Annotated in this window: 21 protein-coding genes; 9 read left to right on the top strand and 12 right to left on the bottom strand. The window is 62.4% G+C overall.

Features of this window, described 5'->3' with window-relative positions; translation table 11 throughout:
- Window positions 1–363 precede the first annotated feature (363 nt).
- From ruvC to ffh, 9 genes are all read right to left on the bottom strand, one after another.
- Window positions 364–912, bottom strand: coding sequence for a crossover junction endodeoxyribonuclease RuvC (gene ruvC, locus ACESMT_RS02495; protein WP_372824923.1), 549 nt, complete (start codon window positions 910–912; stop codon window positions 364–366).
- 42 nt (window positions 913–954) lie between these two features.
- A complete protein-coding gene (locus ACESMT_RS02490) occupies window positions 955–1,935 on the bottom strand; it encodes a phosphatidate cytidylyltransferase (protein WP_372824921.1) in 981 nt (326 codons plus the stop codon).
- Window positions 1,935–2,552, bottom strand: coding sequence for a lysophospholipid acyltransferase family protein (locus ACESMT_RS02485; RefSeq protein ID WP_372824919.1), 618 nt, complete (start codon window positions 2,550–2,552; stop codon window positions 1,935–1,937). The genes ACESMT_RS02490 and ACESMT_RS02485 overlap by 1 nt, the downstream gene beginning before the upstream one ends.
- Entirely contained in the window at window positions 2,549–3,304 is a 756-nt protein-coding gene (locus tag ACESMT_RS02480) for a transglycosylase domain-containing protein (RefSeq protein WP_372824917.1), read from the bottom strand. Before ACESMT_RS02480 ends, ACESMT_RS02485 begins: the two co-directional genes overlap by 4 nt.
- Entirely contained in the window at window positions 3,301–4,143 is an 843-nt protein-coding gene (aroE, locus tag ACESMT_RS02475; protein ID WP_372824915.1) for a shikimate dehydrogenase, read from the bottom strand. The genes ACESMT_RS02480 and aroE overlap by 4 nt, the downstream gene beginning before the upstream one ends.
- Window positions 4,144–4,166: 23 nt before the next feature.
- Window positions 4,167–5,015 (bottom strand): energy transducer TonB, encoded by an 849-nt coding sequence (locus ACESMT_RS02470; protein ID WP_372824913.1) that lies wholly within the window; start codon window positions 5,013–5,015, stop codon window positions 4,167–4,169.
- 18 nt (window positions 5,016–5,033) lie between these two features.
- Window positions 5,034–7,103, bottom strand: a complete 2,070-nt coding sequence (locus tag ACESMT_RS02465; RefSeq protein ID WP_372824911.1) for a ribonuclease catalytic domain-containing protein — start codon at window positions 7,101–7,103, stop codon at window positions 5,034–5,036.
- A 55-nt stretch (window positions 7,104–7,158) separates the two neighbouring features.
- A complete protein-coding gene (locus tag ACESMT_RS02460; protein ID WP_372824909.1) occupies window positions 7,159–7,743 on the bottom strand; it encodes a YqiA/YcfP family alpha/beta fold hydrolase in 585 nt (194 codons plus the stop codon).
- A gap of 656 nt (window positions 7,744–8,399) precedes the next feature.
- The gene (gene ffh / locus ACESMT_RS02455; protein WP_372824907.1) at window positions 8,400–9,758 is read right to left on the bottom strand and encodes a signal recognition particle protein; all 1,359 of its coding nucleotides are present in this window, start codon (window positions 9,756–9,758) and stop codon (window positions 8,400–8,402) included.
- Between the two features lie 83 nt (window positions 9,759–9,841).
- Here ffh and ACESMT_RS02450 point away from each other — a divergent pair, with 83 nt between their 5' ends.
- The 9 genes from ACESMT_RS02450 to ACESMT_RS02410 all read left to right on the top strand — a co-directional run bounded on the left by ACESMT_RS02450 (window position 9,842) and on the right by ACESMT_RS02410 (window position 19,961).
- Complete coding sequence (locus ACESMT_RS02450; protein WP_372824906.1) at window positions 9,842–10,642, top strand: inner membrane protein YpjD; 801 nt, start codon at window positions 9,842–9,844, stop codon at window positions 10,640–10,642.
- Window positions 10,643–10,646: 4 nt separating this feature from the next.
- Entirely contained in the window at window positions 10,647–10,889 is a 243-nt protein-coding gene (locus ACESMT_RS02445; protein ID WP_372824904.1) for a PP0621 family protein, read from the top strand.
- The gene (locus ACESMT_RS02440) at window positions 10,890–12,611 is read left to right on the top strand and encodes a PAS domain-containing sensor histidine kinase (protein WP_372824902.1); all 1,722 of its coding nucleotides are present in this window, start codon (window positions 10,890–10,892) and stop codon (window positions 12,609–12,611) included.
- Between the two features lie 28 nt (window positions 12,612–12,639).
- A complete protein-coding gene (locus tag ACESMT_RS02435) occupies window positions 12,640–14,046 on the top strand; it encodes a sigma-54-dependent transcriptional regulator (protein WP_372824900.1) in 1,407 nt (468 codons plus the stop codon).
- Window positions 14,033–14,626, top strand: a complete 594-nt coding sequence (gene ampD, locus ACESMT_RS02430; protein WP_372824899.1) for a 1,6-anhydro-N-acetylmuramyl-L-alanine amidase AmpD — start codon at window positions 14,033–14,035, stop codon at window positions 14,624–14,626. The genes ACESMT_RS02435 and ampD overlap by 14 nt, the downstream gene beginning before the upstream one ends.
- A gap of 438 nt (window positions 14,627–15,064) precedes the next feature.
- On the top strand, window positions 15,065–17,971 hold the full coding sequence (locus ACESMT_RS02425) for a ribonucleoside-diphosphate reductase subunit alpha (RefSeq protein WP_372824897.1): 2,907 nt from the start codon (window positions 15,065–15,067) through the stop codon (window positions 17,969–17,971).
- Between the two features lie 133 nt (window positions 17,972–18,104).
- The gene (locus tag ACESMT_RS02420) at window positions 18,105–19,313 is read left to right on the top strand and encodes a ribonucleotide-diphosphate reductase subunit beta (protein ID WP_372824895.1); all 1,209 of its coding nucleotides are present in this window, start codon (window positions 18,105–18,107) and stop codon (window positions 19,311–19,313) included.
- A 31-nt stretch (window positions 19,314–19,344) separates the two neighbouring features.
- Window positions 19,345–19,479, top strand: a complete 135-nt coding sequence (locus tag ACESMT_RS02415) for a hypothetical protein (RefSeq protein ID WP_372824893.1) — start codon at window positions 19,345–19,347, stop codon at window positions 19,477–19,479.
- A gap of 14 nt (window positions 19,480–19,493) precedes the next feature.
- Window positions 19,494–19,961, top strand: a complete 468-nt coding sequence (locus ACESMT_RS02410; protein ID WP_372825009.1) for a histone H1-like DNA-binding protein — start codon at window positions 19,494–19,496, stop codon at window positions 19,959–19,961.
- 168 nt (window positions 19,962–20,129) lie between these two features.
- On the opposite strand, the gene ACESMT_RS02405 is transcribed toward ACESMT_RS02410, so the two are convergent.
- The 3 genes from ACESMT_RS02405 to ACESMT_RS02395 form a co-directional block, all read right to left on the bottom strand.
- Window positions 20,130–21,032: a carbohydrate kinase family protein gene (locus ACESMT_RS02405; RefSeq protein WP_372824891.1), complete on the bottom strand. Its 903-nt coding sequence runs from the start codon at window positions 21,030–21,032 to the stop codon at window positions 20,130–20,132.
- Between the two features lie 16 nt (window positions 21,033–21,048).
- A complete protein-coding gene (locus ACESMT_RS02400; RefSeq protein ID WP_372824889.1) occupies window positions 21,049–22,083 on the bottom strand; it encodes a DUF3426 domain-containing protein in 1,035 nt (344 codons plus the stop codon).
- Between the two features lie 67 nt (window positions 22,084–22,150).
- Window positions 22,151–23,143, bottom strand: a complete 993-nt coding sequence (locus ACESMT_RS02395) for a 50S ribosomal protein L11 methyltransferase (protein WP_372824887.1) — start codon at window positions 23,141–23,143, stop codon at window positions 22,151–22,153.
- Window positions 23,144–23,298: the final 155 nt, after the last annotated feature.

The raw sequence follows: 23,298 nt of genomic DNA, 5'->3' as shown, positions 1-23,298 counted from the left end.
GAAGTGTCCGGTTTGATGGAAGTGACATCGCCGCAAAGCCAAAGCCAAAGCCAAAGTTGATGCGGGTGTTGATGCGGCTTGATGGCGATGCGTGTGCTCGCGCCGGGCAGAGCGCTATGCAGCGTTCTTCCACCACCGGTTCTTCAAGGGCCTCGTTGTTTTGGAGGATGACCTGACCCTGGTGCAGCAGACGTTGGACGTGAATCGGCGCATGGTGGGGACCATGGCCTCCTGGCCGCGCTGAACGGCGTGACGTAGCCACCCATTTCAGATCTTGATCCCACGGCGCCGGCTCAGTGAAGCATTCCCCGCTCGGAAACGGATACTGCAGCGGTCGTGGGCCTTGGCAACCCCGCCCGCCGATCAGTGGTGCCGGCCGTCCTTGAACGACGCGGTCGATTTGCGGCTGAGCGTTGTGGCGCGCGCCAGAATGGCAGCTGATCCGCCCACATGCGCGTGGGTGATGGCCAGGGCCAGCGCATCGGCCGCATCCTTGCCGGGCAGCGCGGGTAGTTTGAGCAAACGTTTGACCATCTCCTGCACCTCCGGCTTGCCGGCCTTGCCGTAACCGGCCACGGCTTTTTTCATCTGCAGCGGCGTGTACTCGGCGACCTCGATGTTGCAGCTGACCAGGGCCGTGACACAGGCGCCGCGCGCCTGCCCCAACATCAGCGTGGCCTGCGGGTTGACGTTGACAAACACGATCTCGCAGGCCGAGCAGTCGGGGCTGTAGCGGGCGGTGATTTCACAAATGCCGTCGAACAGCACCTTGAGCCGAGCCGGCAGGTTGCTCCGGTCCAGGTGCGTGGTCTTGATGGTGCCACTTGCTACATACGTCAGGGACGGACCGTCCACATCGATCACGCCGAAACCGGTGATCTGCAGGCCAGGGTCAATTCCCAAAATTCTCATCTGCTCTTCTTTTGATAGCTGCCCACGTCCGTTGCATATGGGCTAAAGCCCAAAATACCACCGGACCGAATGAAAAAATACCGGTGCGGCAAAACACAGGGCATCAACACGGTCGAGCAGGCCGCTGGCGCCGGTGACCGACTTGCCTTGGCTGCCCCAGTTGGTGATGCCGCGGTCGCGCTTGAGAGCCTTCATCACCAGGTGGCCGAGCGAGCCGGCGACGCAGGCAATCAGCGCCATGGCCACGGCCTGTGCCGGCTTGAACGGTGTCAGGCCGGACATCAGGCCGCCAACAAAGCCGCCCACGGCCAAGCCCATCAACCAGCTCGACCAGTGAAAAGTTTGACTCACCTGGGGCGCTGTGGGCGGGCGGGGCCATTTGCGCGCCGCCAGGTGCTGAACCAGCATACCGGTCTGCACCACAAACACCAGGAAGAAAATCAGGAAGGCGTTTTTTCCAACATAACCCGGAAAGTCCAGCAGCAGCAGGGCTGGCACGTGGCTGATGCCGTAGACACAGACCATGATGCCCCACTGAAGCTTGGCGTTGCGCTCCAAAAAGCGCTGCGGGTCGTTGGCCAGTGCGCTGACCACGGGGATGGCGAGGAACACATACACCGGGATGAACACCGTCACCAGGTCGAAGCGCTCATTGATGACCAGCCAGAACTGCAGCGGCAACACCACAAAAAACGCCAGCACCAGGCTGCGGTGGTCGCCATGCCGGGTGGGCGAGAGTGTGATGAACTCGCGCAGCGCAAAAAAAGCCACAATGGCGAACAGCAGTGTGGCCACGGTTTCTCCCGAAGCCCAGCTCAGCCAGAACACGGTGCACACGACCCACGAGGTGTTGACCAAGCTGGTGAGCTCCTTGATGTCCTGGGTACGGATGTCGTTGTCGCCGTGGTCGCGCAAGGACATGACCAGCGCTGTGATGCTGGCGGCAATCAGCAGGCCGAAAACAATGACAAACAGCAGGCCGACCTGCTGCGAGGGGCTGAGGTTGCGCAGAAAGCTGCTCATCAGGAATCTCTCAAGGCGATGACGGCCTGCCGCGCCCGCGTCAGGAAACTGCCGCGGTCTTCGCCGGCTTCCAGCGCCAGCGGCGCACCGAAGGTCACGGAGCACAGGATGGGTACCGGCACCACTTCGCCTTTGGGCATGACCCGCTGCACGTTGTTGATCCAGGCCGGCACCAGCACCACCTGGGGAAAACGCTGCGCCAGGTTGTACAACCCGGACTTGAAGGCCTGCGGCTCTTCCTGGTTGCCGCGCGTACCCTCAGGAAACAGGATGATGGAGTCGCCGCTTTCGAGCGCATCAATCAGGGGCTCCAGCGGGTCCTGGTCGTTGGTTTTCGTACGGTCCACGTAGATGGCGTTGAACACTGCCGTGGTGATCCACTGCTTGAACGGCGTTTTGGTCCAGTAGTCCTTGGCTGCGATGGGCCGCGTGATGCTGCGCAGTTCCTGCGGCAGCGCGGCCCACATCAACACCAGGTCGGCATGGCTCTGGTGGTTGGCAAAATAAATGCGCTGCTCGGCCTTGGGCGGGCAACCCTGCCAGCGTGCCTGCGCGCCGGTTAGCGCGCGGATCAGGCCGAGCAGGAAAAGGCTCATCAGTTTGGCAGGTAGATTCATGGCACGGTCACCCCGCCCATGCGCGCCGCGATGGTGGAAGCGCGCGAAGCCAGGTAGCCCGAGCCGGGCCTCGTCTCGAAGTATTTGGGGCGCGGCAGCATCACCGCCAGTCGCGCCGCCTCGTAGGCGCTGAGTTTTGATGCTGGCTTGCGATAGTAGTGCTGCGCTGCGGCTTCGGCGCCGAAAACGCCTTCACCCCATTCGACATTGTTGAGGTAAATCTCCAGGATGCGCTGCTTGCTCAGCAGGGCTTCCAGCATCAGCGTCAGCGCCAGCTCCTGGCCTTTGCGCAGCAGTGTGCGCTCGCCGGACAGGAACAGGTTTTTAGCGAGTTGCTGGGTGATGGTGGAGCCGCCCACAATTTTGAGCGGCCTTGCGGCAGCCTTGCCGGCAGGTGCCGCCTTGCTGCCGAGCCGGCTGGCGGCTTTTTCGGCGCGCTGCTCGGCCTGGGTGTTTTTCTCCCAGGCTTTTTCCAGCGCTTCAAGATCCACACCTTCGTGCTCGATAAAAGTAGCATCCTCGGACACGATGACTGCACGTTTTAGGTTGTCGGACAGCTCTGAATAAGGCACCCATTGCTGGCGCCATTTCAGACTGCCTTTTTCGGCCACCAGGCGGTAGATTTCCGAGCGCTGAAAAGCCGTCGATTGCGGGTCCAGCAGCGCCATCAGTGCGATGCGACCGACGAAATAAAGCTGCACGGAAAGCGCCGCGACCAACACCAGCAACATCCAGCGGACCAGGGCTTTCATGCCAGCGCCTTTCGCATTTCCTGGAGCACCTGGGTCGAGGGCGGCCGCACGCCGCGCCAGAACAGAAATGACTCGGCGGCCTGCTCAACCAGCATGCCCAGGCCATCGCGTGGTACCGCGCCGTGGGAGCGCGCCCAGCTGGCAAAGCCCTGGGCCGCTGCGCCGTACATCATGTCGTAGGCCAGCGCACCGGGTTTGAGCACACGCGCGTCGACGGGGACCTCGCCGCCGCCCAGGCTGCTCGCGGTGGCGTTGATGATCACGTCAAAATCGCCCTCCAGCCCTTGTGGTGCCTGCGCGAGCAGCTCTGTTTTTTGTAGCAGCTGCTGCAGCGACGGATGGGCCGCATGGCGCGCTACCAGTTCAACCGCCTTGCCGTGTGTGCGGTTGGCAACCACCAGCCGGCGCGGCCTGGCCGCCAGCAGTGGGCCCAGCACGCCGGCCGCCGCACCGCCAGCGCCCAGCAGCAGGATATCGCGCCCGGCTAGGCTGACGCCAGCGTTGACCTGGATGTCGTTGACCAGGCCAACACCGTCGGTGTTGTCGGCTTCAAGCTGACGGTCGCCGCTGAACTTCAGCGTGTTGGCGGCTTGCGCCAGCTTTGCGCGCTCACTGGCCGTACCGGCCAGGTTGAAGGCCTCGAACTTGAAGGGCACGGTCACATTGCAGCCGCGGCCGCCGCCCGCGATCCACGCGCGCAGCGTGGCGGCGAAACCGTCCAGCGGTGCCAGTTGCCTGCTGTAGACCATGGCCTGGCCGGTCAGCTCGGAAAAGCGCGCGTGGATGGCCGGTGATTTGCTGTGTGCAACCGGGTTGCCCAGGACGCAGTAGTGATCCATCAGAAATGATCCATGCGAAGAGTTCAGCGTTCGGTGAGTTTTGTTTCGAGCGTTTCGTCGCGCGTGAACTTGAAGCGCGAAACCACCACGATCTGATCAGCCTTGCGGCGCATGGCGGCATTAAAAACGCCGAAAGGGCCGGTGCTGCGCGCAATGCTTTGAGCCCGGCGGTCCAGCGTCAGGTTGCCCGAGGTCTCGGCTACCTCGGTCGCCAATACCCGGCCGTCAAAGTTGATGGTGAGCACCATGGTCAGCTCACCATAGAGTTTTTTACCCGCCATCTGGGGAAAGTTGACCGTGCCCTTTTCCTCGATCTTGCGGCGCAGCGCGTCGTAATACACCGCGTAGACCTCTTCGCGCGTGGCAGGGCTGATGTAGCGCTTTTTCGGCCTGGCATTCTCTTCGTTGATACGACGCTCGATCTCGGCCAGGATATTGATCAACTTCTTGCGCTTCTCCTCGCGCTCGGCCTGCGCTGTCTCGCGCGCTGTCACCTTGGGGTCGGACAGCGGCATGGCCGCGAGCTCTTTCTTGATCTGCGCCAGCAGCAGGGTTTGCTGCTCCTGCATGGCCTCGATTTTGCGTTGCGCATCTTCGTTGGCGTCGCCGAGTTCGGTCAGCGCCGAGGGGGGCAGGGGGCTGGTGGCACGGCCTTTGTCGGTGTCGCCGCCGCCGGCCAGCGAAGCCTGTGCAATCGCCTTGGCCACGTCCGGCCGTTCTTTGGATTTGGCATTGACCAGAATCACTTCCAGCGGGGTGTCCTGGAACACGCGGTTGAAACGCTCGGGATCGACAAAACGCACGGTCAGCAGCACCGCATGCAGGGCGACCGAAAAGCCCAGGGCGATGTACAGGGTGCTGGGGGACTTCACAGGACAGGATTATCGGTGTTAAGCAGCCTGGTCCTGTGCGCCTGCCGCATCAGCTGGCGTTTCGTTCAGATCGACGGCAATCGAAATCGGACCGGCGGCGATCTCTGACTCGTTGTCTTCTTCATTCACCTGCTGCGCGGCGGCCTCATCGACCACCGCGTCGAGGCGCTCGACCACCGTGCCGCTCACGTCCAGCGTGATCTCATCGATCTCGCCCAGACGGATGCGCACCCTCGCGCCACGCGGCAGGCCTTGCGCGCCCATGGCCGGCAGCACCAGCGGCAGGTCGTCAGCACGCACCAGGTTTTCCTTGAAGGCCGTGGCCGTGAGTTCGGTGATGCCGTTTTGCTGCAGGTACTTCAGGGTCCAGTAACGCTCGATGCCGGCCTGGAAACCGTTGTAAGCGCTGTAGGCACCGTCAAAACCCGAGATGATGGAAAACAGTTCTGCGTCCTTGGGCTTGAAGGGCGCGGCAAGCGCAGCGGTGCGGCCGTGTGTCACACAGGCGATGATCTGCCACTGGTTGACCAGGTCGGTGTAGCGGCGCAGCGGTGAGGTTGCCCATGCGTAGCTTTTGACGCCTATTCCGGCGTGCGGCAGGGCCTTGGTGCCCATGCGCACCTTCACGCCGGGCGCCAGGCTGGCCTGGCTGCGGTAGATGCCGGGCACGCTGTGTTCGGCCAGCCATTCGCCCCAAGTGCTGTTGGCCAGGATCATGGCTTCGGCCACGATCAGGTCCAGCGGTGCGCCGCGCTTTCGGATGCTGATGCTGACCTTCTCGTTGCCTTCGGGCTCCTGGCCCGGTGGGTTGTCCAGGCTGAAGTTGTAGTCGGGCCGGTTGAAGTTTTCGGGCTTGCCGCGTACCACTTCGCGCTTGGCTTTGAGGTGGCGCGCCAGCCGGTGCAAAAACGACAGCTCGGTGGCCCAGGGCACACCGGCCGGCGGCGCGCCCGCTGTGGCGGCTTCGAAAAAATCCTCGGTGAACACCGTGTCCAGTTTGTCGTGACGCAGGTTGGCGGCTATCGGGACCTGTTCGAGCCGCGTGGCCGTGCCGGTGATGGCCAGCGTGGTTTCGTCGAGGGTGACATAGAGCGACAGGGCCGGGCAGTTGCGCCCCTCCTGCAAGGTGTAGCTTTGCACTACCTCGTCGGGCAGCATGGTCAGCTTGTCACCCGGCATGTAAACGGTGGACAGGCGCGCGCGCGCCAGCGTGTCGATGGGGCTGCCTGGCAGCACGGCCAGGCCGGGCGCGGCGATGTGGATGCCCAGCGTGATCGCGCCGCTGCCCAAGCCCTGCACCGACAGCGCATCGTCGATCTCGGTAGTGCTGGAGTCGTCAATGGAAAACGCCTGCACATCGGCCAGCGGCAACACGTCCTTGATGGGTGGCGCCTGCACCGTGGGAAAGCCGGTGCCTTTGGGAAAGTTTTCGAAGAGAAAGCGCTTCCAGTGGAACTGGTAGGGCGAGGCAATGGCGCCGGCTTGCTGCAGCAAATCGAGCGGTGCCTTGTGGGCGGCGCGCGAAGCCTCGACCACAGCCTTGTATTCCGGGCTGTTCTTGTCAGGCTTGAACAGGATTTTGTAGAGCTGCTCGCGCACCGGCGTCGGGCAACTGCCTTGCGCCAGCTCTTCCGCCCAGGCGGTGATCTGCGCGAGGACCTGCTTTTTCTTTTCAATGGCGGCCAGCGCCTGTTGCAGGATCTCGGCTGGCGCCTTGCGAAAGCGCCCCTTGCCGGCGCGCCGGAAATAATGGGGCGCCTCGAACAGGCGGAACAGGGCGGCGGCCTGCTGCACCGTGGATGCTGGTTTGGCCGGGTCGGCGCTGAAATAGTCGCGCGCCAGGTCGGAAAAGCTGAATTCCTCGTCGCTGGCGAACTCCCAGGCCAGGTCCAGCTCGATCTCTTCACTGACCTTCTGCCCGGCGGCGACCAGCTCGGCCGGGGTGGGTTTCTCAAACTTCAGCAGCGCGTTGACGGCCTTGAGCTTGACCCTTTTGCCCGAGTCCAGCTCGACCTGCAGCGAGCTGTCGGCCTCGGACAAAATACGGCCGGCCAGAAACTTGCCGGCTTCTTCAAACAATACAAACAAAACAACATCCTTTGGTTAGTCCGCCTAGTGTAATGAGGCAAGCTTTCCGCAGCCCTCAGGCGAGGTCCAGGAAGTCCATCATGTCCTGCATGTGCGTGTCAAAGTCGCTCAGCGCGTGGTCACCGCCTTCAAGCAGCTTGATGCGGGCACCGGGGTAACGCCCGGTCATCTCGCGCCAGTCCAGCACCTCATCGCCTTTGGCGATGATGGCCAGGTAATCGTGGGGCCTGGCCACCGGCCCGTGTTCCAGCGCCCGAAGCTCATCCACAAAGCCCGGTTCGAATAAAAAGCGCTCGCTCGGGTCGTGCCAGGCCGTCTGCTCGCCGATGTATTTCGCGAGGTCGCGTGCCGGGTTCACCGCTGGATTGAGCAGCACCGCGCGGCAGCCGCGGGTCTCGGCCACGTGCGTGGCGTAGAACCCGCCCAGTGACGAGCCGGCCACCGCCATCGACGTGTGCGGCCAGGAGGCAATGCCCGGGGCCACCATGGTCATTGCCTCGCGCGGGGAGGGGGGCAGTTGCGGGCACCACCACGTCACGGTGGGGTGGTGGGCTTGCATCCACGCTGCGACCTGCCTGGCCTTGGTCGACTGCGGGGAAGAGCGGAAACCGTGGAGGTAGAGGAGGTGGGTGGTGGGCATGGGGGTATGGTAGTTGCGCGGGCTTAGCCGCAATTGCCTCACCACCTTGGCCGAACTCCCTGCGTTCGGGCCGAGCTTGTCTAAGTCCTCTGTGATCTGAGTTGTCGTGGTTTGCCAACTGGCCGGGGGTTGCCCGGCAGCAACTCACTTTTCTTTTGCGTCGCCAAAAGAAAAGTAAGCAAAAGAAAAGGCGACCCGATGGTCTGGGTCCTTCCGCTTCGCTCCAGGCAACCTGCGGTGCTCGCCGAAAACGGGGTCAAGCTCGAACTCGCCTTCGGCTCAAACAATCGCTCGCCCTGATCCGTTTTCGGCTGCGCTCCTCGGCCCAGCCCGACGGGTGGGGGAGCGGAGACAAAAGACAAAAGACAAAAGACAAATACAGACTCCCGTCCGGAGTGCAGGAAGCGCGCAGCGCTTCCTGCACGGGAATCCCAATAGACAGTCATGTGTGCACGCGAGCGCAGCACACGCGGCCACATGAAGCTCCCTTCCATCGCCCAGCGGGGCGAGGGAAGGGCGGGGGGTTGGGAGTGGGGAGTCAGTCCTACTGCCCGCTGCGATCCCCAGGCGCAGCGTGATGCTACAAACAAGATAGCTGTTGGCGCCCGATACATAAGGGCTGGTGGACTATTTTATTCAACAACCCCGGTGCATGCTCAAAACTTGGGCATGCCTTTCATGCCGCCCATGCGTTTCATCATCTTCATCATGCCGCCGCCTTTCATTTTTTTCATCATGTCCTGCATTTGCTCGAATTCCTTGAGCATGCGGTTCACGTCCTGAACCTGTACGCCGGAGCCGGCGGCGATGCGGCGCTTGCGCGTGGCCTTGATGAGTTCGGGCTTGCGCCGCTCCAGCGGCGTCATGCTCTGGATGATGCCTTCCTTGCGGCGGATGTCTTTTTCGGCCTTGTTCATATCGACCTGGCCGGCCTTGGCGGCCATTTGCGCGGGCAGCTTGTCCAGCAGGCTGGACAGGCCGCCCATGCTTTTCATTTGCTGCAGCTGGCTCAAAAAGTCATTGAGGTCAAAGCCGCTGCCGGACTTCATCTTGGCGGCGAGTTTTTGCGCCGCCTCCATGTCCACGCCAGCGGTGACCTGCTCGACCAGCGCGACGATGTCGCCCATGCCGAGGATGCGCCCGGCGTGGCGCTGGGCATCGAAGACTTCGAGCCCGTCGATCTTTTCACTGGTACCCGAGAACTTGATCGGTGCACCGGTGATCTGCCGCACGCTCAGCGCTGCGCCGCCGCGCGAGTCGCCGTCGGTCTTGGTCAGGATGATGCCGGTCAACGGCAGTGCTTCCTTGAAAGCCCTGGCGGTGTTGATCGCATCCTGGCCCTGCATGGCATCGACCACGAACAGGGTTTCGACCGGGTTCAGCGCGGCATGCAGCGCCTTGATCTCGGCCATCAGGGCTTCGTCAATGGCCAGTCGGCCGGCGGTATCGACCAGCAGCACATCGAAAAAATGTTTGCGTGCGTAGTCCAGCGCGGCCAGCGCGATGTCCACCGGCTTTTGATCAACCGTACTCGGAAACCACTCGGCGCCGGCCTGCTTCGTCACGGTTTTGAGCTGCTCGATGGCCGCAGGGCGGTACACGTCACCCGATACCGTGAGCACTTTTTTCTTGCGCTTTTCAATCAGGTGTTTGGCCAGTTTGGCCGTGGTCGTGGTTTTACCGGCGCCCTGAAGGCCGGCCATCAGAATCACCGCCGGCGGCTGGGCAGCCAGGTTGATGTCGCTGATGCCTTCGCCCATGGTCGCGGCCAGCTCGCGGTTGACGATGCTGACCAGCACCTGGCCGGGTGACAGCGAACTCATCACCTCCTGGCCCAGCGCCTTGTCCTTGACGCGGGCGATGAAGTCACGCACCACGGGCAGCGCCACGTCGGCTTCGAGCAGCGCCATGCGCACCTCGCGCAGCATGTCCTGGACATTGGATTCGGTGATGCGGGCCTGGCCCCGCATTTCCTGGACGAGGCGTGAGAGTTTGTCGGTAAGGGCAGAGGCCATGGGCAGGCTCCACAGCTGGAGCAAAAGGAAGTAGATGAATAAAACCGGCCTGCGCTACAGGCAGCTACAGCTAAACTGTAGCCATGATTTTAACTTTGAGCGCTGGGTGGGGTCTGGCGACGGCCCTGGGCGCCGCGCTGGCCTATGCCGTGCTGGCGCTGGCCGCCCGCCGCTTGGCTCAGTCAAGCACCCGGGTGGTGCTGTTTCTGGCCTGGCTGCTGCACGCGCTCGCGCTGGCAGACGGCCTGCTTGGAGAACCACCGCGCTTCGGTTTTGCGCCCGCTTTGTCGATGACCGTCTGGCTGGTGCTCAGTGTGTACGCGGTTGAAAGCCGGCTGTTTCCACAGCTCAAGGCGCGCTGGGCGTTGGCCGGCCTGGGTAGCGCTGCCGTGTTGCTCGCGCTGGTGTTTCCGGGCTCCAGCTACCACCGGATCGCCTCGCCCTGGCTGCCGCTGCACTGGGCGCTGGGAATTGCCTCTTACGGCCTGTTTGCCGCAGCTGTGGTGCACGGCTGGCTGATGAACCGCTCCGAGCGGTCCATCCGCTCGGCCTCGCAGCCCGACACCGGCGTGCCCCTGCTGACGCTTGAGCGCCTGACCTTTCGTTTTGTGCAGGCCGGATTTGTGCTGCTGACGGCCACGCTGGCGGTCGGCTGGCTGTTTGCCGAAACCCTGTACGGGCCGGGCCTGGCCGGGCAATGGAACCACAAGACCGTTTTTTCCGTGCTGGCCTGGCTGACCTTTGCCGGTTTGCTGGCGGGCCGGGCACGCCTGGGCTGGCGCGGCCGCCAGGCCGTGCGCCTGCTCTATCTGGGCTCCGGCCTGCTGCTGCTCGGTTATGCGGGTTCGCGTTTTGTGCTTGAAGTTGTTTTAAAACGCGCATGAACCCATGAAATACCTGATCGTCCTTGTTGTGGTGCTGGTCGGTGTCTGGTTCTGGCGCAACAACCGGCGTACCGAACTCCGGGAGAAGACGCGGCGGCCTCCCGCCCCGCCCGTGGCCGGACCGAAACAGGCCACCGAGGTCGTGGCCTGTTCCGTCTGTGCGGTCCACCTGCCCCGGCCGGACGCCTTGCCCGGCAATCACGGCATGTATTGCAGCGAGGAACATCGCCGCCAGGGCGAGGCCTGAATGACGACAGACGCCGATTCGGACAACTCCTGGTTCGGCCCGACGGCCGGGGGCAACGGTGCCTGGGATGCAGGGGCCAGCGGCGAATCATTTGGCCGTCTGTGGCGGGCCTTCATGACGGCACGCGTCACCATTGCCAGCGTGCTGCTCGCCTTGCAGGCCTCGATTTACGTGCTCGGGCAACCCATGCCAACGACCATGATTTTTCTGTCCGTGGCTTATTTTGCGGCAACACTGGCGGTGCGCGTGTGGGGCCGCCCCCAGCGCCCGGGCAGCACCTTTGACGCCCATTGGGTGTATACGGTCGGCATCGATGTGGTGGCGTTTTCGGCGTTGAATTTTCTGCAACTGGGGACGCTGAATTACACCGCACTGTTTGCACTGCCGGTACTGTTGGCTTCCATCCTGGGGCCCCTCCTGCTGGCACTGGGGACGGCCGCCAGTGTGACCTTGCTGCTGCTGGCCGATGCCTGGTGGGTGTCGCTGCAAACGCAGGTTGATTCCACCGCCCGCTTCCTGCAGGCAGGCCTGAGCGGCTCCGGTTTTTTTGCCGTTGCGCTGCTGGCCAACCAGCTCGCCCTGCGCCTGTCGCGTGAAGAGCAGCGGGCCTACAGCAGCCAGTCCGCCGCGCGCATACAGTCCCAGGTCAATGAACTGGTGATCGACACCCTGGTCGATGGCGTGCTGGTGATTGACACCCATGGTGTCGTGCATGCGGCCAACCCGGCTTCCAGGCGCCTGCTGACGGCCCAGGGCGAGGCGCGAGCCGCCCCCTTCATGCTCGCCGCCGAATTCGCCTGGCAGCCGCTGGCTGAACTGGCGCACCGGACCTTCGAGCGGCAGGCGCCGCAGCAGGCCGACGTGAGCCTTGAGCATGCCTCGCGCCACGCCCGGCGGCTGCAGGTGCGCACGCGGCTGGCCGCTTCGCGCGATGGCTCGCAGGAAAGCCTTTGCGTCATGTTTCTGGAAGACTTGAGGGAGATGGAGGCCAGGGTCCGCACCGAAAAAATGGCAGCCATGGGCCGCATGTCGGCCGCCGTCGCCCACGAAATCCGCAACCCGCTGGCGGCCATCACGCAGGCCAACGCCTTGCTCGAAGAGGACCTGCAGGATGCCGGGCACCGGCAACTCACGGGTATGGTCGCGCAAAATGCCCAGCGCCTGGCGCGTATCGTCGAGGAAATTCTCAACCTGTCGCGTGTTCAGGAACAGACGCCCCAGGTGCAGACGCGGGCACTGCGGCTGGACGACATGGTGCGGCGCGTTTGCGCGGACTGGGCGCAGCAGACCGGCTCCAGCCAGCGGCTGCGCATCCGGCCGGACACCGGCCAGACTGCTGTCCTGTTTGAGGCTGAACATCTGCGGCGCCTGATGGTCAATCTGCTGGACAATGCCTTGCGTTATGCCAGCCCTGCCGCCGATGCCATTCAGGTCTCCACCGATGTGTCGGCGGGGCAGATACGACTGATGGTCTGGAGCGACGGGCAGCCACTCGAAAAAACCGTGCAGTCGCATTTGTTCGAACCTTTTTTTTCGTCCGAGAGCCGATCCAGCGGACTGGGCCTGTACATCTGCAGGGAACTCTGCGAACGCCATGGCGCAGCCGTGGGCTATCAGCGGGTGGCGCGCGAGCGTGTGGAAGGCAACGAGTTTTTTGTGATTTTCCGGCCAGTGTCTGCCGACATGGTGTTGCCTCCGGCCACCAGCGACACCTTGTTTTGATCTGCGGTCCCGACCCTGGCACCAGACCATGAACACTCCCATTCAGGCCCACATCCTGGTCATCGACGATGAGCCGGACCTGCGCACCCTGTACGAGTTGACGCTGCTGCGGGAGGGTTATCGGGTGGAAACAGCCGCTGATCTGGCGCAGGCGCGTGTCCAGTTGCAGGAGCGGCGTTTTGACGCCGTCATCACCGACATGCGATTGCCCGACGGCCTGGGGCTGGAGCTGCTGCGCGAGATGGAGAGGCAGCAGCGATCAGAACGCTGCGTCGTCATCACCGCGCATGGGTCCGCTGAAAATGCAGTGGAAGCGCTCAAGGCAGGCGCCTTTGACTACCTCACCAAGCCCGTGGATCTCAAGCAGTTCCGCAGCGTGGTGGCGTCCGCCATTCAGGGCCCGGCCAACCCGGAAAAAAGCAGATCCGATGGCGAACCCGGCGCGGCCTTCCCCCGGGCCGGAAAATCCCAGGATGGCGCGCTCACCCTGCAACGCCTGGTTGGCGAGTCGCCCGTCATGCAGGCGGTCAAGGCCCGCATCGTCAAGGTTGCGGGCAGCATGGCGCCGGTGCTGATCCAGGGAGAATCGGGCACCGGCAAGGAGCTGGTCGCGCGTGCGGTGCATGACTGCAGCCACCGCGCCGCAGGGCCTTTTGTGGCGGTGAACTGCGGCGCCATCCCCGAGGCCCTGCTGGAGGCGGAGTTTTTTGGCGCCCGCAAAGGTGCTTACACCGGTTCGGCGCAGGACCGCCTGGGTTACTTCCAGGCGGCCGAGGGTGGCACCTTGTTTCTCGATGAAATCGGCGACCTGCCGCTGGCCATGCAGTCCAAGCTGCTGCGTGCGATCCAGGAGCGAGTGGTCCGGCCTCTGGGTTCGGCTCAGGAAGACACGGTCGATGTGCGTGTGGTCAGCGCCTCGCACAAGGACCTGGGTGCCGGGGTGGCCTCCGGGCACTTTCGCCAGGACCTGTATTACCGGCTCAACGTCATTGAGATCCATGTGCCGGCGCTGCGCGAGCGCCGCGAGGACCTGCCGGCGCTGTGCCGGGACCTGCTGGGCCGGATCTGCAAGGAGTCGGGCCTGCCTGCGCCTGACATTTCCGGCCAGGTCCTGAAAAGTCTGCAGGCCCATCCGTTCAACGGTAATGTGCGCGAGCTGGAAAATATCCTGCACCGCGCCGTCGCGCTCGGCGAAGGCAGCGACCTGCACCTGGAGCCGCCGCCGCCCGAGCAGGTGGTGGTCCCGGAAAACCTGCAGGACTTTCTCGACGGGCAGGAGCGCGGCATTTTGTCGAGGGTGCTGCAGGAAACAGGATTCAACCGCACCGCCGCCGCCGCCAGGCTGGGCATCAGTCTGCGCCAGATCCGTTACCGCATTGCCCGGCTGAACATCGTCACCCCCAACGGCGACGACGCCACCGATGAGCCCGGATAAGATGCCTGCCGGACCGCCGCTGTGGCAACAAGGCTGGTATCGCTACGCACGGGGGCTGACTTCGCCCAATTTCGGTGCCCGACCGGAAGGTGCCCTGATTGACCTGATCGTGATTCACTCCATCAGTCTGCCGCCTGGCCAGTTCGGAACCAGCCAGGTGCAAAAGCTGTTCATCAACGAACTGGACTGGGACGCCCACCCCTACTTCAAGAGTATTCGGGGGCTCGAGGTGTCCTCGCATTTTTTCATCACCCGCGATGGCCAGTTGTGGCAGTTCGTCAGCTGCGACCAGCGCGCCTGGCACGCGGGGCAATCGAGTTACCGGGGCCGCAGCAACTGCAACGACGACTCTATCGGTATCGAGCTCGAAGGCCTGGAGGGCGGGCTGTTTGAAGCCGCCCAATACGAAACGCTTTCCAGCATCTGCGCGGCGCTGCTGCTGCGCTACCCGATTGAACACCTGGCCGGCCACGAGCACATCGCCAGCGGCCGCAAGCACGACCCGGGTGAGGGCTTTGACTGGTCGCAATTGCAGGCCTCGCTGGGTTTGCCGTCTAAGTGTTTTCCCGCAAACGCCTGAATCGCCGACCAGTCAAAACACCCTATTGGGGTGCACGGCAGAAAAATGAATACGCTTGCTGAGAGCCGGCTGACTTGCCAGCGTACCGGCTAAAGCCAATCCCACTGCGGGCGGCAAGCCATTTGCGGTCTTTCCCTGGCATGCATGGAACGCGTCGTCCAGGCCGCACCCTGACCAAAGATGTGCATTTTTTACCGAGCCAAAATCGCTACACAAAGTAACGCTCCCAAAAGCGCGCGATACACTACCTGTAGTGCTTGAAATCAATTCAGACCCTAGGTATAGTGTCTAGGCCCTATATTCAATTTGATGCATGCAGGGTGCCCCAACCCCAAGGAACAGCAGCCAAACGTGTCCACCCCCGGCAACCGTCAGCCCTCCCTTTTGCCCTGACCCTGCACCATCAAGCTCATCCAACAACAAGCACAAAGAGGAACCATGCAAACAGTCCAACATGCAACATCCGTCGCCACCGCGGTGCCGGTGGCCCCCCAGTCCGGCGGCCACGCCGCCCAGCCCAACCCCCTGACCCACTACCAGATCATCCGACGCAACGGCTCAGTGGTTCCTTTTGAGCCAAACAAGATTGCCGTCGCCATGATGAAAGCCTTCCTGGCAGTGCACGGCACCCAGGGCGCGGCTTCGGCCAGCGTCCGCGAGACGGTCGATGAGCTGACACAGGCCGTCATGCGGGCGCTGATGCGTTCGCGTCCAGGCGGCGGCACCTTTCATATAGAAGACGTGCAGGACCATGTCGAGCTGGGCCTGATGCGCGGCGGCCACCACGAAATCGCCCGGGCCTATGTGCTGTACCGCGAAAAACGCACGCAGGAACGCGCCCGGCAGCCGCAACCAGCGGTTTCCGAGGCGCCGCAGCTGCATGTGCTGGATGGCGGCAAAAAGGTCGCGCTGGACATCGGCAAGCTGACGGCGCTGATCGAAGCGTCCTGCGCCGGCCTCGGCACCGACATCAAGCCGGACCCCATCGTTGCTGAAACCATGCGCAACCTGTACGACGGCGTGCCTATCGACGAGGTTTACAAGGCTTCCATCCTGGCGGCCAGGACCCTGATCGAAAAAGACCCGGACTACACCTACGCCACGGCTCGCCTGCTGCTGCACACGATACGCCGCGAAGTGCTGGGCGAGGAAGTTGTCCAGGAGGACATGGGCACGCGTTACGCCGAGTACTTCCCGCAGTTCATCGCCAAGGGTGTGCAGAACGAACTGCTCGATGAAAGACTGCAGCAGTTCGACCTGGAGCGGCTGGGCGCTGCGCTCAAGCCCGAGCGAGACCTGAAATTCGACTATCTCGGCCTGCAGACCCTGTTCGACCGCTACTTCCTGCACGTGCGCAAGCAGCGTATCGAGCTGCCGCAGGCTTTCTTCATGCGTGTGGCCATGGGCTTGTCGCTTGACGAGATTGACCGCGAAGCCCGCGCGATCGAGTTCTACGAAATCATGTCCTCCTTCGACTTCATGTCGAGCACACCGACGCTGTTCAACGCCGGTACCTTGCGCTCACAGTTGTCGTCCTGCTACCTGACCACGGTGGCCGACGACCTGGGCGGCATCTACGACGCCATCAAGGAAAACGCACTGCTGTCCAAGTTCGCCGGCGGCCTGGGCAACGACTGGACCCCGGTGCGCGCGCTTGGCGCCCACATCAAGGGTACCAACGGCGAATCGCAAGGCGTGGTGCCTTTCCTCAAGGTGGTCAACGACACCGCCGTCGCCGTCAACCAGGGCGGCAAACGCAAGGGCGCGGTCTGCGCCTACCTGGAAACCTGGCATCTGGACATCGAGGAGTTCCTGGAGTTGCGCAAAAACACCGGCGACGACCGCCGCCGTACACACGACATGAACACCGCCAACTGGATCCCCGACCTGTTCATGCGCCGCGTCATGGAAAAAGGCAGCTGGACGCTGTTCTCGCCGTCGGACACGCCGGATCTGCATGACAAGTTCGGCGTCGAGTTCGAAAAGGCCTATGTGGCTTACGAAGCCAAAGCCGAACGCGGGGAAATCAAGCCTTCCCGCAAGCTGCAGGCCATCGACATGTGGCGCAAGATGCTCTCGATGCTGTTCGAGACTGGCCATCCCTGGATCACGTTCAAGGATGCCTGCAATGTGCGTTCACCCCAGCAGCACGTCGGCGTTGTGCACTCGTCCAATCTGTGCACCGAGATCACGCTCAATACCAGCGACACCGAAACCGCAGTTTGCAATCTCGGCTCCGTGAATCTGGTCCAGCATTTGAAGGACGGTGCTGTTGACCATGAAAAGCTGAAAAGGACCATCACAACGGCCATGCGCATGCTGGACAACGTGATCGACGTCAATTACTACGCCGTCAAGAAGGCGCGCGACTCCAACATGCGTCATCGCCCGGTGGGCTTGGGGCTGATGGGTTTCCAGGACTGCCTGTACGAGCTGCGTATCCCTTATGCGTCGGACGCCGCCGTCGATTTCGCCGACAAGTCCATGGAAGCCGTGTGTTACCACGCTTACTGGGCATCGACCGAGCTGGCCAAAGAGCGCGGCAGGTACACCAGCTACAAGGGCTCGCTGTGGGACCAGGGCATCCTGCCGCTGGACACACTGGACCTGCTGGCCAAGCAACGTGGCGGCTACCTGGAAGTGGACCGCTCGGCGACCCTGGACTGGGATGCGCTGCGCCAGAAAATCGCTCTGGACGGCATGCGCAACTCCAACTGCGCGGCCATCGCCCCGACCGCCACCATCTCCAATATCATTGGCGTGGACGCCAGCATCGAGCCCTGCTTCGGCAACCTCTCGGTGAAGTCCAACCTGTCCGGCGAGTTCACGGTCATCAATCACTACCTGGTGCGCGACCTCAAGCGTCTGGGGCTGTGGGACGATGTGATGGTGGTAGACCTCAAACATTTTGATGGATCGCTGCGCCCCATCGACCGTGTGCCGCAGGACATCAAGGCCCTGTACGCCACGGCGTTTGAAGTCGACGCCACCTGGTTGGTCGAAGCAGCCTCACGCCGGCAGAAGTGGATTGACCAGGCGCAGTCGCTCAACATCTACATGGCGGGCGCCTCAGGCAAGAAGCTCGACGACACCTACAAGCTCGCATGGTTGCGCGGCCTGAAAACCACTTACTACCTGCGCACCATGAGCGCAACACATGCCGAAAAATCCACGGTCAAAGCCGGCAAGATGAATGCAGTGGCTTCGGGTAACACCGACGACACGGGCAGCATGAACGCGCTCGACGCAGCCGCTGCAACAGCGCAGGCGCAGATGAATGCATCGCCTGCCACCGACATCAAGTTTTGTGCGATTGATGATCCGGGTTGCGAGGCTTGCCAATAACAAAACGGATCGCGGCGCTGAAAACTTCGGTGCCCGATTCGATGTAATTGAGCAACACTAATTTATAGCGATGTGAATGAACACTTTTCATTTTGTATCGCTGCTTTCATAATCCAACTTATTGGAAACATCTATGTTGACCTGGGACGAAGAAGCTAAACCATCGTTGCAAAAATCTTTGAACAGCGGCTTGCCTGAAGGCCGCTCGATGGATTTTCCGCCTCTTTCTTTGCAGTCTCAAGCAGCGCCCCGCATGCTTGACGACAGCGCCCTGACTTCCACGCAGACACGTGCTGCCGCTCCTGCTGCCGTCGCCCCCACTGGACACCGCGTCAAGGCCGCCGACAAACGCATCATCAACGGCCAGACCGATGTGAACCAGCTGGTTCCGTTCAAGTACAAATGGGCCTGGGAAAAATATCTGGCCAGCTGCGCCAACCACTGGATGCCGCAGGAAGTCAACATGACGCGCGACATCGCGCTCTGGAAAGATCCGAACGGTCTGACCGAAGACGAACGTCGCCTGGTCAAGCGCAACCTGGGTTTCTTTGTCACCGCCGATTCGCTGGCCGCCAACAACATCGTGCTGGGCACCTACCGCCACATCACGGCGCCCGAGTGCCGCCAGTTTCTGCTGCGCCAGGCTTTCGAAGAAGCCATTCACACCCATGCCTACCAGTACATCACCGAGTCGCTGGGCCTGGACGAAAGCGAAATCTTCAACGCCTACAACGAGGTGCAGTCGATCAAGGACAAGGACCAGTTCCTGATTCCCTTCATCGACGCGATTTCTGACCCGAACTTCAAGACCGGCACCCAGGAGGCGGACCAGACCCTGCTCAAGTCGCTGATCGTGTTTGCCTGCCTGATGGAAGGCCTGTTCTTCTACGTCGGCTTCACGCAGATTCTGGCGCTGGGCCGTCAGAACAAGATGACAGGCGCCGCCGAGCAGTACCAGTACATCCTGCGCGATGAATCGATGCACTGCAATTTTGGTATCGACCTGATCAACCAGCTCAAGCTGGAAAACCCTCTGCTGTGGACCGCCGACTTCAAGGCCGAGATCAAGGCCCTGTTCCTGAAAGCCGTCGAGCTGGAGTACCGCTACGCTGAAGACACCATGCCGCGTGGCGTGCTGGGGCTCAATGCGTCCATGTTCAAGGGCTACCTGCGCTACATTGCCAACCGTCGGGCCACGCAGATCGGCCTGGAGACGCTGTTCCCGAACGAGGAAAACCCGTTCCCGTGGATGAGCGAGATGAGTGACCTGAAAAAAGAACGCAACTTTTTTGAAACCCGTGTGATTGAGTACCAGTCCGGTGGCGCTCTCTCCTGGGATTGACAGGCGACGACCAATGATTTCAAGAATTGCAATGACCAGTGACGCTACCGAAGAGTGCGCGTTGGGCTTTGCTCCTGTGTTCGCGGCGCTGGGCGCGGTTATCCGCCAGCCCAACGCCGTGAATCGCTTCGCGTACTCCAAACGTGAAGTGCTCTTTGCAATGTGATCAAGGAGAAAACTATGGCAACTGCGAAAAAATCTGCGGCTAAAAAAGCTGCTCCGAAGAAAGCCCCTGCGAAAAAAGTAGTGGCTAAAAAAGCGCCTGCTAAAAAAGTAGCAGCGAAAAAAGCCCCGGCCAAAAAAGCGCCAGCGAAAAAAGTAGCAGCTAAAAAAGCTCCTGCGAAAAAAGCGCCAGCGAAAAAAGCCCCGGCCAAGAAAGTAGCGGCCAAAAAGCCAGCTGCGAAAAAAGCAGCGGCGAAAAAGCCTGCGGCGAAAAAAGTAGCGAAAAAAGCACCAGCGAAGAAAGCTGCTGCGAAGAAACCCGCTGCCAAGAAGCCTGCAGCCAAGAAAGCAGCGAAAAAGCCCGCTGCGAAGAAAGCCGCGAAAAAACCCGCTGCCAAAGCACCCGCTGCCCCGGCTGCCCCTGCGGCTCAGACAACTCTGAACCCGCAAGCTGCCTGGCCGTTTCCAACAGCCAGCAAGCCGTAAGCAACAAGGTAGTTTTGCTTAAAGCCCGGCGTCGCAAGACGCCGGGCTTTTTATTTTCCCCACGCAGAATAGAATGTCTGCGCGCGCGTGTGCCGCCTGCGCAGTCGGTCAACCGGTACAGGCGAAGCGCTATCGAATAGATAGCTGCTCGCCCACGTCAATCATGGGCTAGAAGCCGATTTTATCCGAAGTCAGCGTGTAATTCTGGCCGCCCCGGTAGGAAATCTTGTGGGCGCCGACACGGTTGCCCAGCTCGGCGCAGCGCACCAGCGGCCAGCCTTTTTCGAGGCCGAACAGCAGCGCGCCGCGAAACGCATCGCCGCAGCCGGTCGGGTCCACCACCTCGGCGGCCTTGACCGGCGGCACCAGCGTTTTTTCGCCGGCCACCCAGACCTCACAGCCTTCGCCGCCGAGGGTCACGACCAGCCCTTCGACTTTGCGCGAGATCTCGGCGCAGGACAGGTCGGTGCGGTCACACAGCAGCTTGGCTTCGTAGTCGTTGACTGTGACCCAGGTCGCCAGCTCGACGAAGTGCGCCAGGTCCTTGCCGTCAAACATCGGCAGGCCCTGGCCCGGATCGAAAACAAAGGGAATGCCGGCCGCCTTGAACTGTTCGGCGTGCTGCAGCATCGCGTCACGTCCGTCCGGCGAGATGATGCCGATGACAACGTCGGCACGCGCCTGGATGGTCGTGGTGTGAGCCTGCCCCATGGCGCCGGGGTGAAAGGCCGTGATCTGGTTGTTGTCGCGGTCCGTCATGATCATGGCCTGGGCCGTGTAGGCATCGGGTACCTCACGGATGAATTCGGTGCTGATACCCAGCGTGTCCAGACGCGCCACATAATCGGCGCCATCGCTGCCGACCGTGGCCATGGGCAGGGGTGTGCCGCCGAGTTGCTTCAGGCCGTAGGCGATGTTGCCGGCGCAGCCACCAAATTCCCGGCGCAGGGCCGGCACCAGGAAGGATACGTTGAGGATGTGCAATTGGTCGGGCAGGATTTGCTCGGCAAAGCGCCCTTCAAACGTCATGATGGTGTCAAAGGCCAGGGAACCACAAATCACAGCAGGCATGAAGGTCTCGATTCAGTCAGGGATAAAAAGCAAGAACCCGGTAACCGGCGATCCGCAATGGACCGGAAGGTTTTGGCGCAGATGCCTGAGAGGCGCTGGCACCGGGAACGGAATTGGAAATTGAGATGGCCAGCGTACCCGAGAACTCTGAGCCAGCTGCCAGCGTGTCGGCATCGGCGCCGAGCTCCCCCGGCGCCAGTACGCGCCGCAGCAGCGCCTGGTCCTGGTTGTCGGTCAGGGTCAGTTCGAGCGCAGGCATGGCCAGCGCAACGGCTCCTGTGTTCTTGATCACCACCTTGAGGCGGTAGGCGTCGGGCGCAATCTTGTTGAACGACGAACTGTCGATCACGATGGACTCGATCTGCCGCAAGGGCGGGATCTCGCAGCGCAGGTAGCCGCACAATACCTGCAGGCCAGCCCGCAGACTGGTCTCGCGCGCAGCCAGCGCACTGCGCTGGAACAGCGCCGCCTGAAGCAGCAGTGCCACCAGCAGCAGCAGTGCGGCGCCGCCCAGAGACCAACGCATGACAGGACGGCGCCAGAATGCCTGGCGACGGGCATCACGCACAAAGGACACGTCGGGGTAAGCCTCTTGCAGGGGCGGTTCGGATTCCCCCAGCCCGTTGCTGACCTCCTGCTGCGAGCCATGCGCTGGGTCGGGCAACACATAGGCGTCCGGGTTCATGGAGGACGCGAACACCTCGGCGGCCAGGTCGGGAGGCATGGACACCTGGATTTCAGGCACGGAAAACGCGGCTTCGGGTCGTTCGGGCAGGGGCGTTGGCGCTGCGGCCGGCTCAGGTGTTAGCAGCAAGGTCGCCAGTGAGGCCACCGGTTCCGCGTCCCGCGGTTCGGTGGACGACCGCTCGTTGCCGCTGACTGGCGCGGAAGCCTGTGGCGGCGGGGCCGAAGCGCGCGGCTGCAGATGGGCAGCAGCATCGAAGACGTCAGAGCACTGGCCGCAACGCACCCATCCCTGGGAAATCTTGAGTTGGTCGGCCACGACTTTGAACATCGTGCCGCAGGCGGGACAGCGCGTAATAAGGCTCATCTAGCGCCGTATTGTAAGGTGGCAATGCGGCCAGAGTACTGCTTGCTGGCGCGCTGCAACTGCAGGGTCAGAGCCGCGCGGTCATCAGGATCCAGCCGTCTTGCGTGTCCGAAACCTGCAACTGGCAGTAAGGGGAATAGGCCGCCTTGAGTTCGTCGGCCTGGCGATCCAGAATGCCGGCGAGCACCAGATGACCGCCCTTTTCAACATGGGCGCACAGCAGCGGTGCCAGCACTTTCAGGGGTGTTGCCAGGATGTTGGCGAGCACGGTCTGGTACATGCCAGCTGCCTTGTCGGGCAGACCGGCGTTGAGGCTGACATGGTTGGCCTCGGCATTGGTCAGGGTGGACTGCACCGCCGCTTCGTCGATATCGACAGCATCAATGGCTGTCGCGCCGAACTTGGCTGCGCCTATCGCCAGGATGCCCGAGCCGCAGCCGTAATCGAGCACGCGGCCGAGACCTGCCCCAACGCTTTTCGCTTCGCGAGCCTCCGGCGTTGCACTGCCCCCTTCATCAGAAAAAAGGACTGTGCTTGCCAATGGCGGCCCGTCGCTGCACTCGCTCCGCGCACTGGTGCCCTGCGCAGCGATCCAGCGCAGGCACATGCGGGTGGTGGGGTGAGTACCGGTCCCAAACGCCAGCCCCGGGTCCAGCCGGATCACCTGTCTGGCTTGCGCCGGCGGCTCGTGCCAGGTCGGCACGATCCAGAACTCGGGGGTGATCTCCACCGGCGTGAACTGGGATTGCGTCAGCCGCACCCAGTCCTGCTCGGGCACCGGCTGGATGGCGACCATCTGGCAGCTGGCAAAAAAATCCTGAGCGGCGACTACGGCCGCTGCATCGCGGGCAAGCGCTTCCGTGGAAAACAGCGACACCACGCGGGAGCGCTCCCAGCCCGCCTTGGGTGGCGGCATGCCGGGTTCGCCGAACAGCGCCTGCTCGGCGGGAGTCTGCGCATCGGCGTCTTCCACCGACACACTGAGCGCGTCCAGCGCATCAAGCGCATCGCTCAGCGTCTCTACCTCGTCAACCGGCGCAAGCAGGATCAGTTCAAACATCGTTATTACGGCAAGACTGAAGCGATCTCTGCAAGTCAAGGCCGCGAATCTGGCTTCGCCGGTCCGCAAGCGCAGCGGCTCCCTCTAGTAAGCAACTGCGGGGGCATGTCTCCCTTTCAGCAGGGGCCGCGGGTCCGGCTTTGCCGGGCCGCAGG

The organism is Polaromonas sp. (assembly GCF_041689105.1).
Taxonomy (GTDB): Bacteria; Pseudomonadota; Gammaproteobacteria; order Burkholderiales; family Burkholderiaceae_C; genus Polaromonas.
Note: the sequence above shows the minus strand (reverse complement) of the source record. Positions and strands in the feature narration are given on the sequence as shown.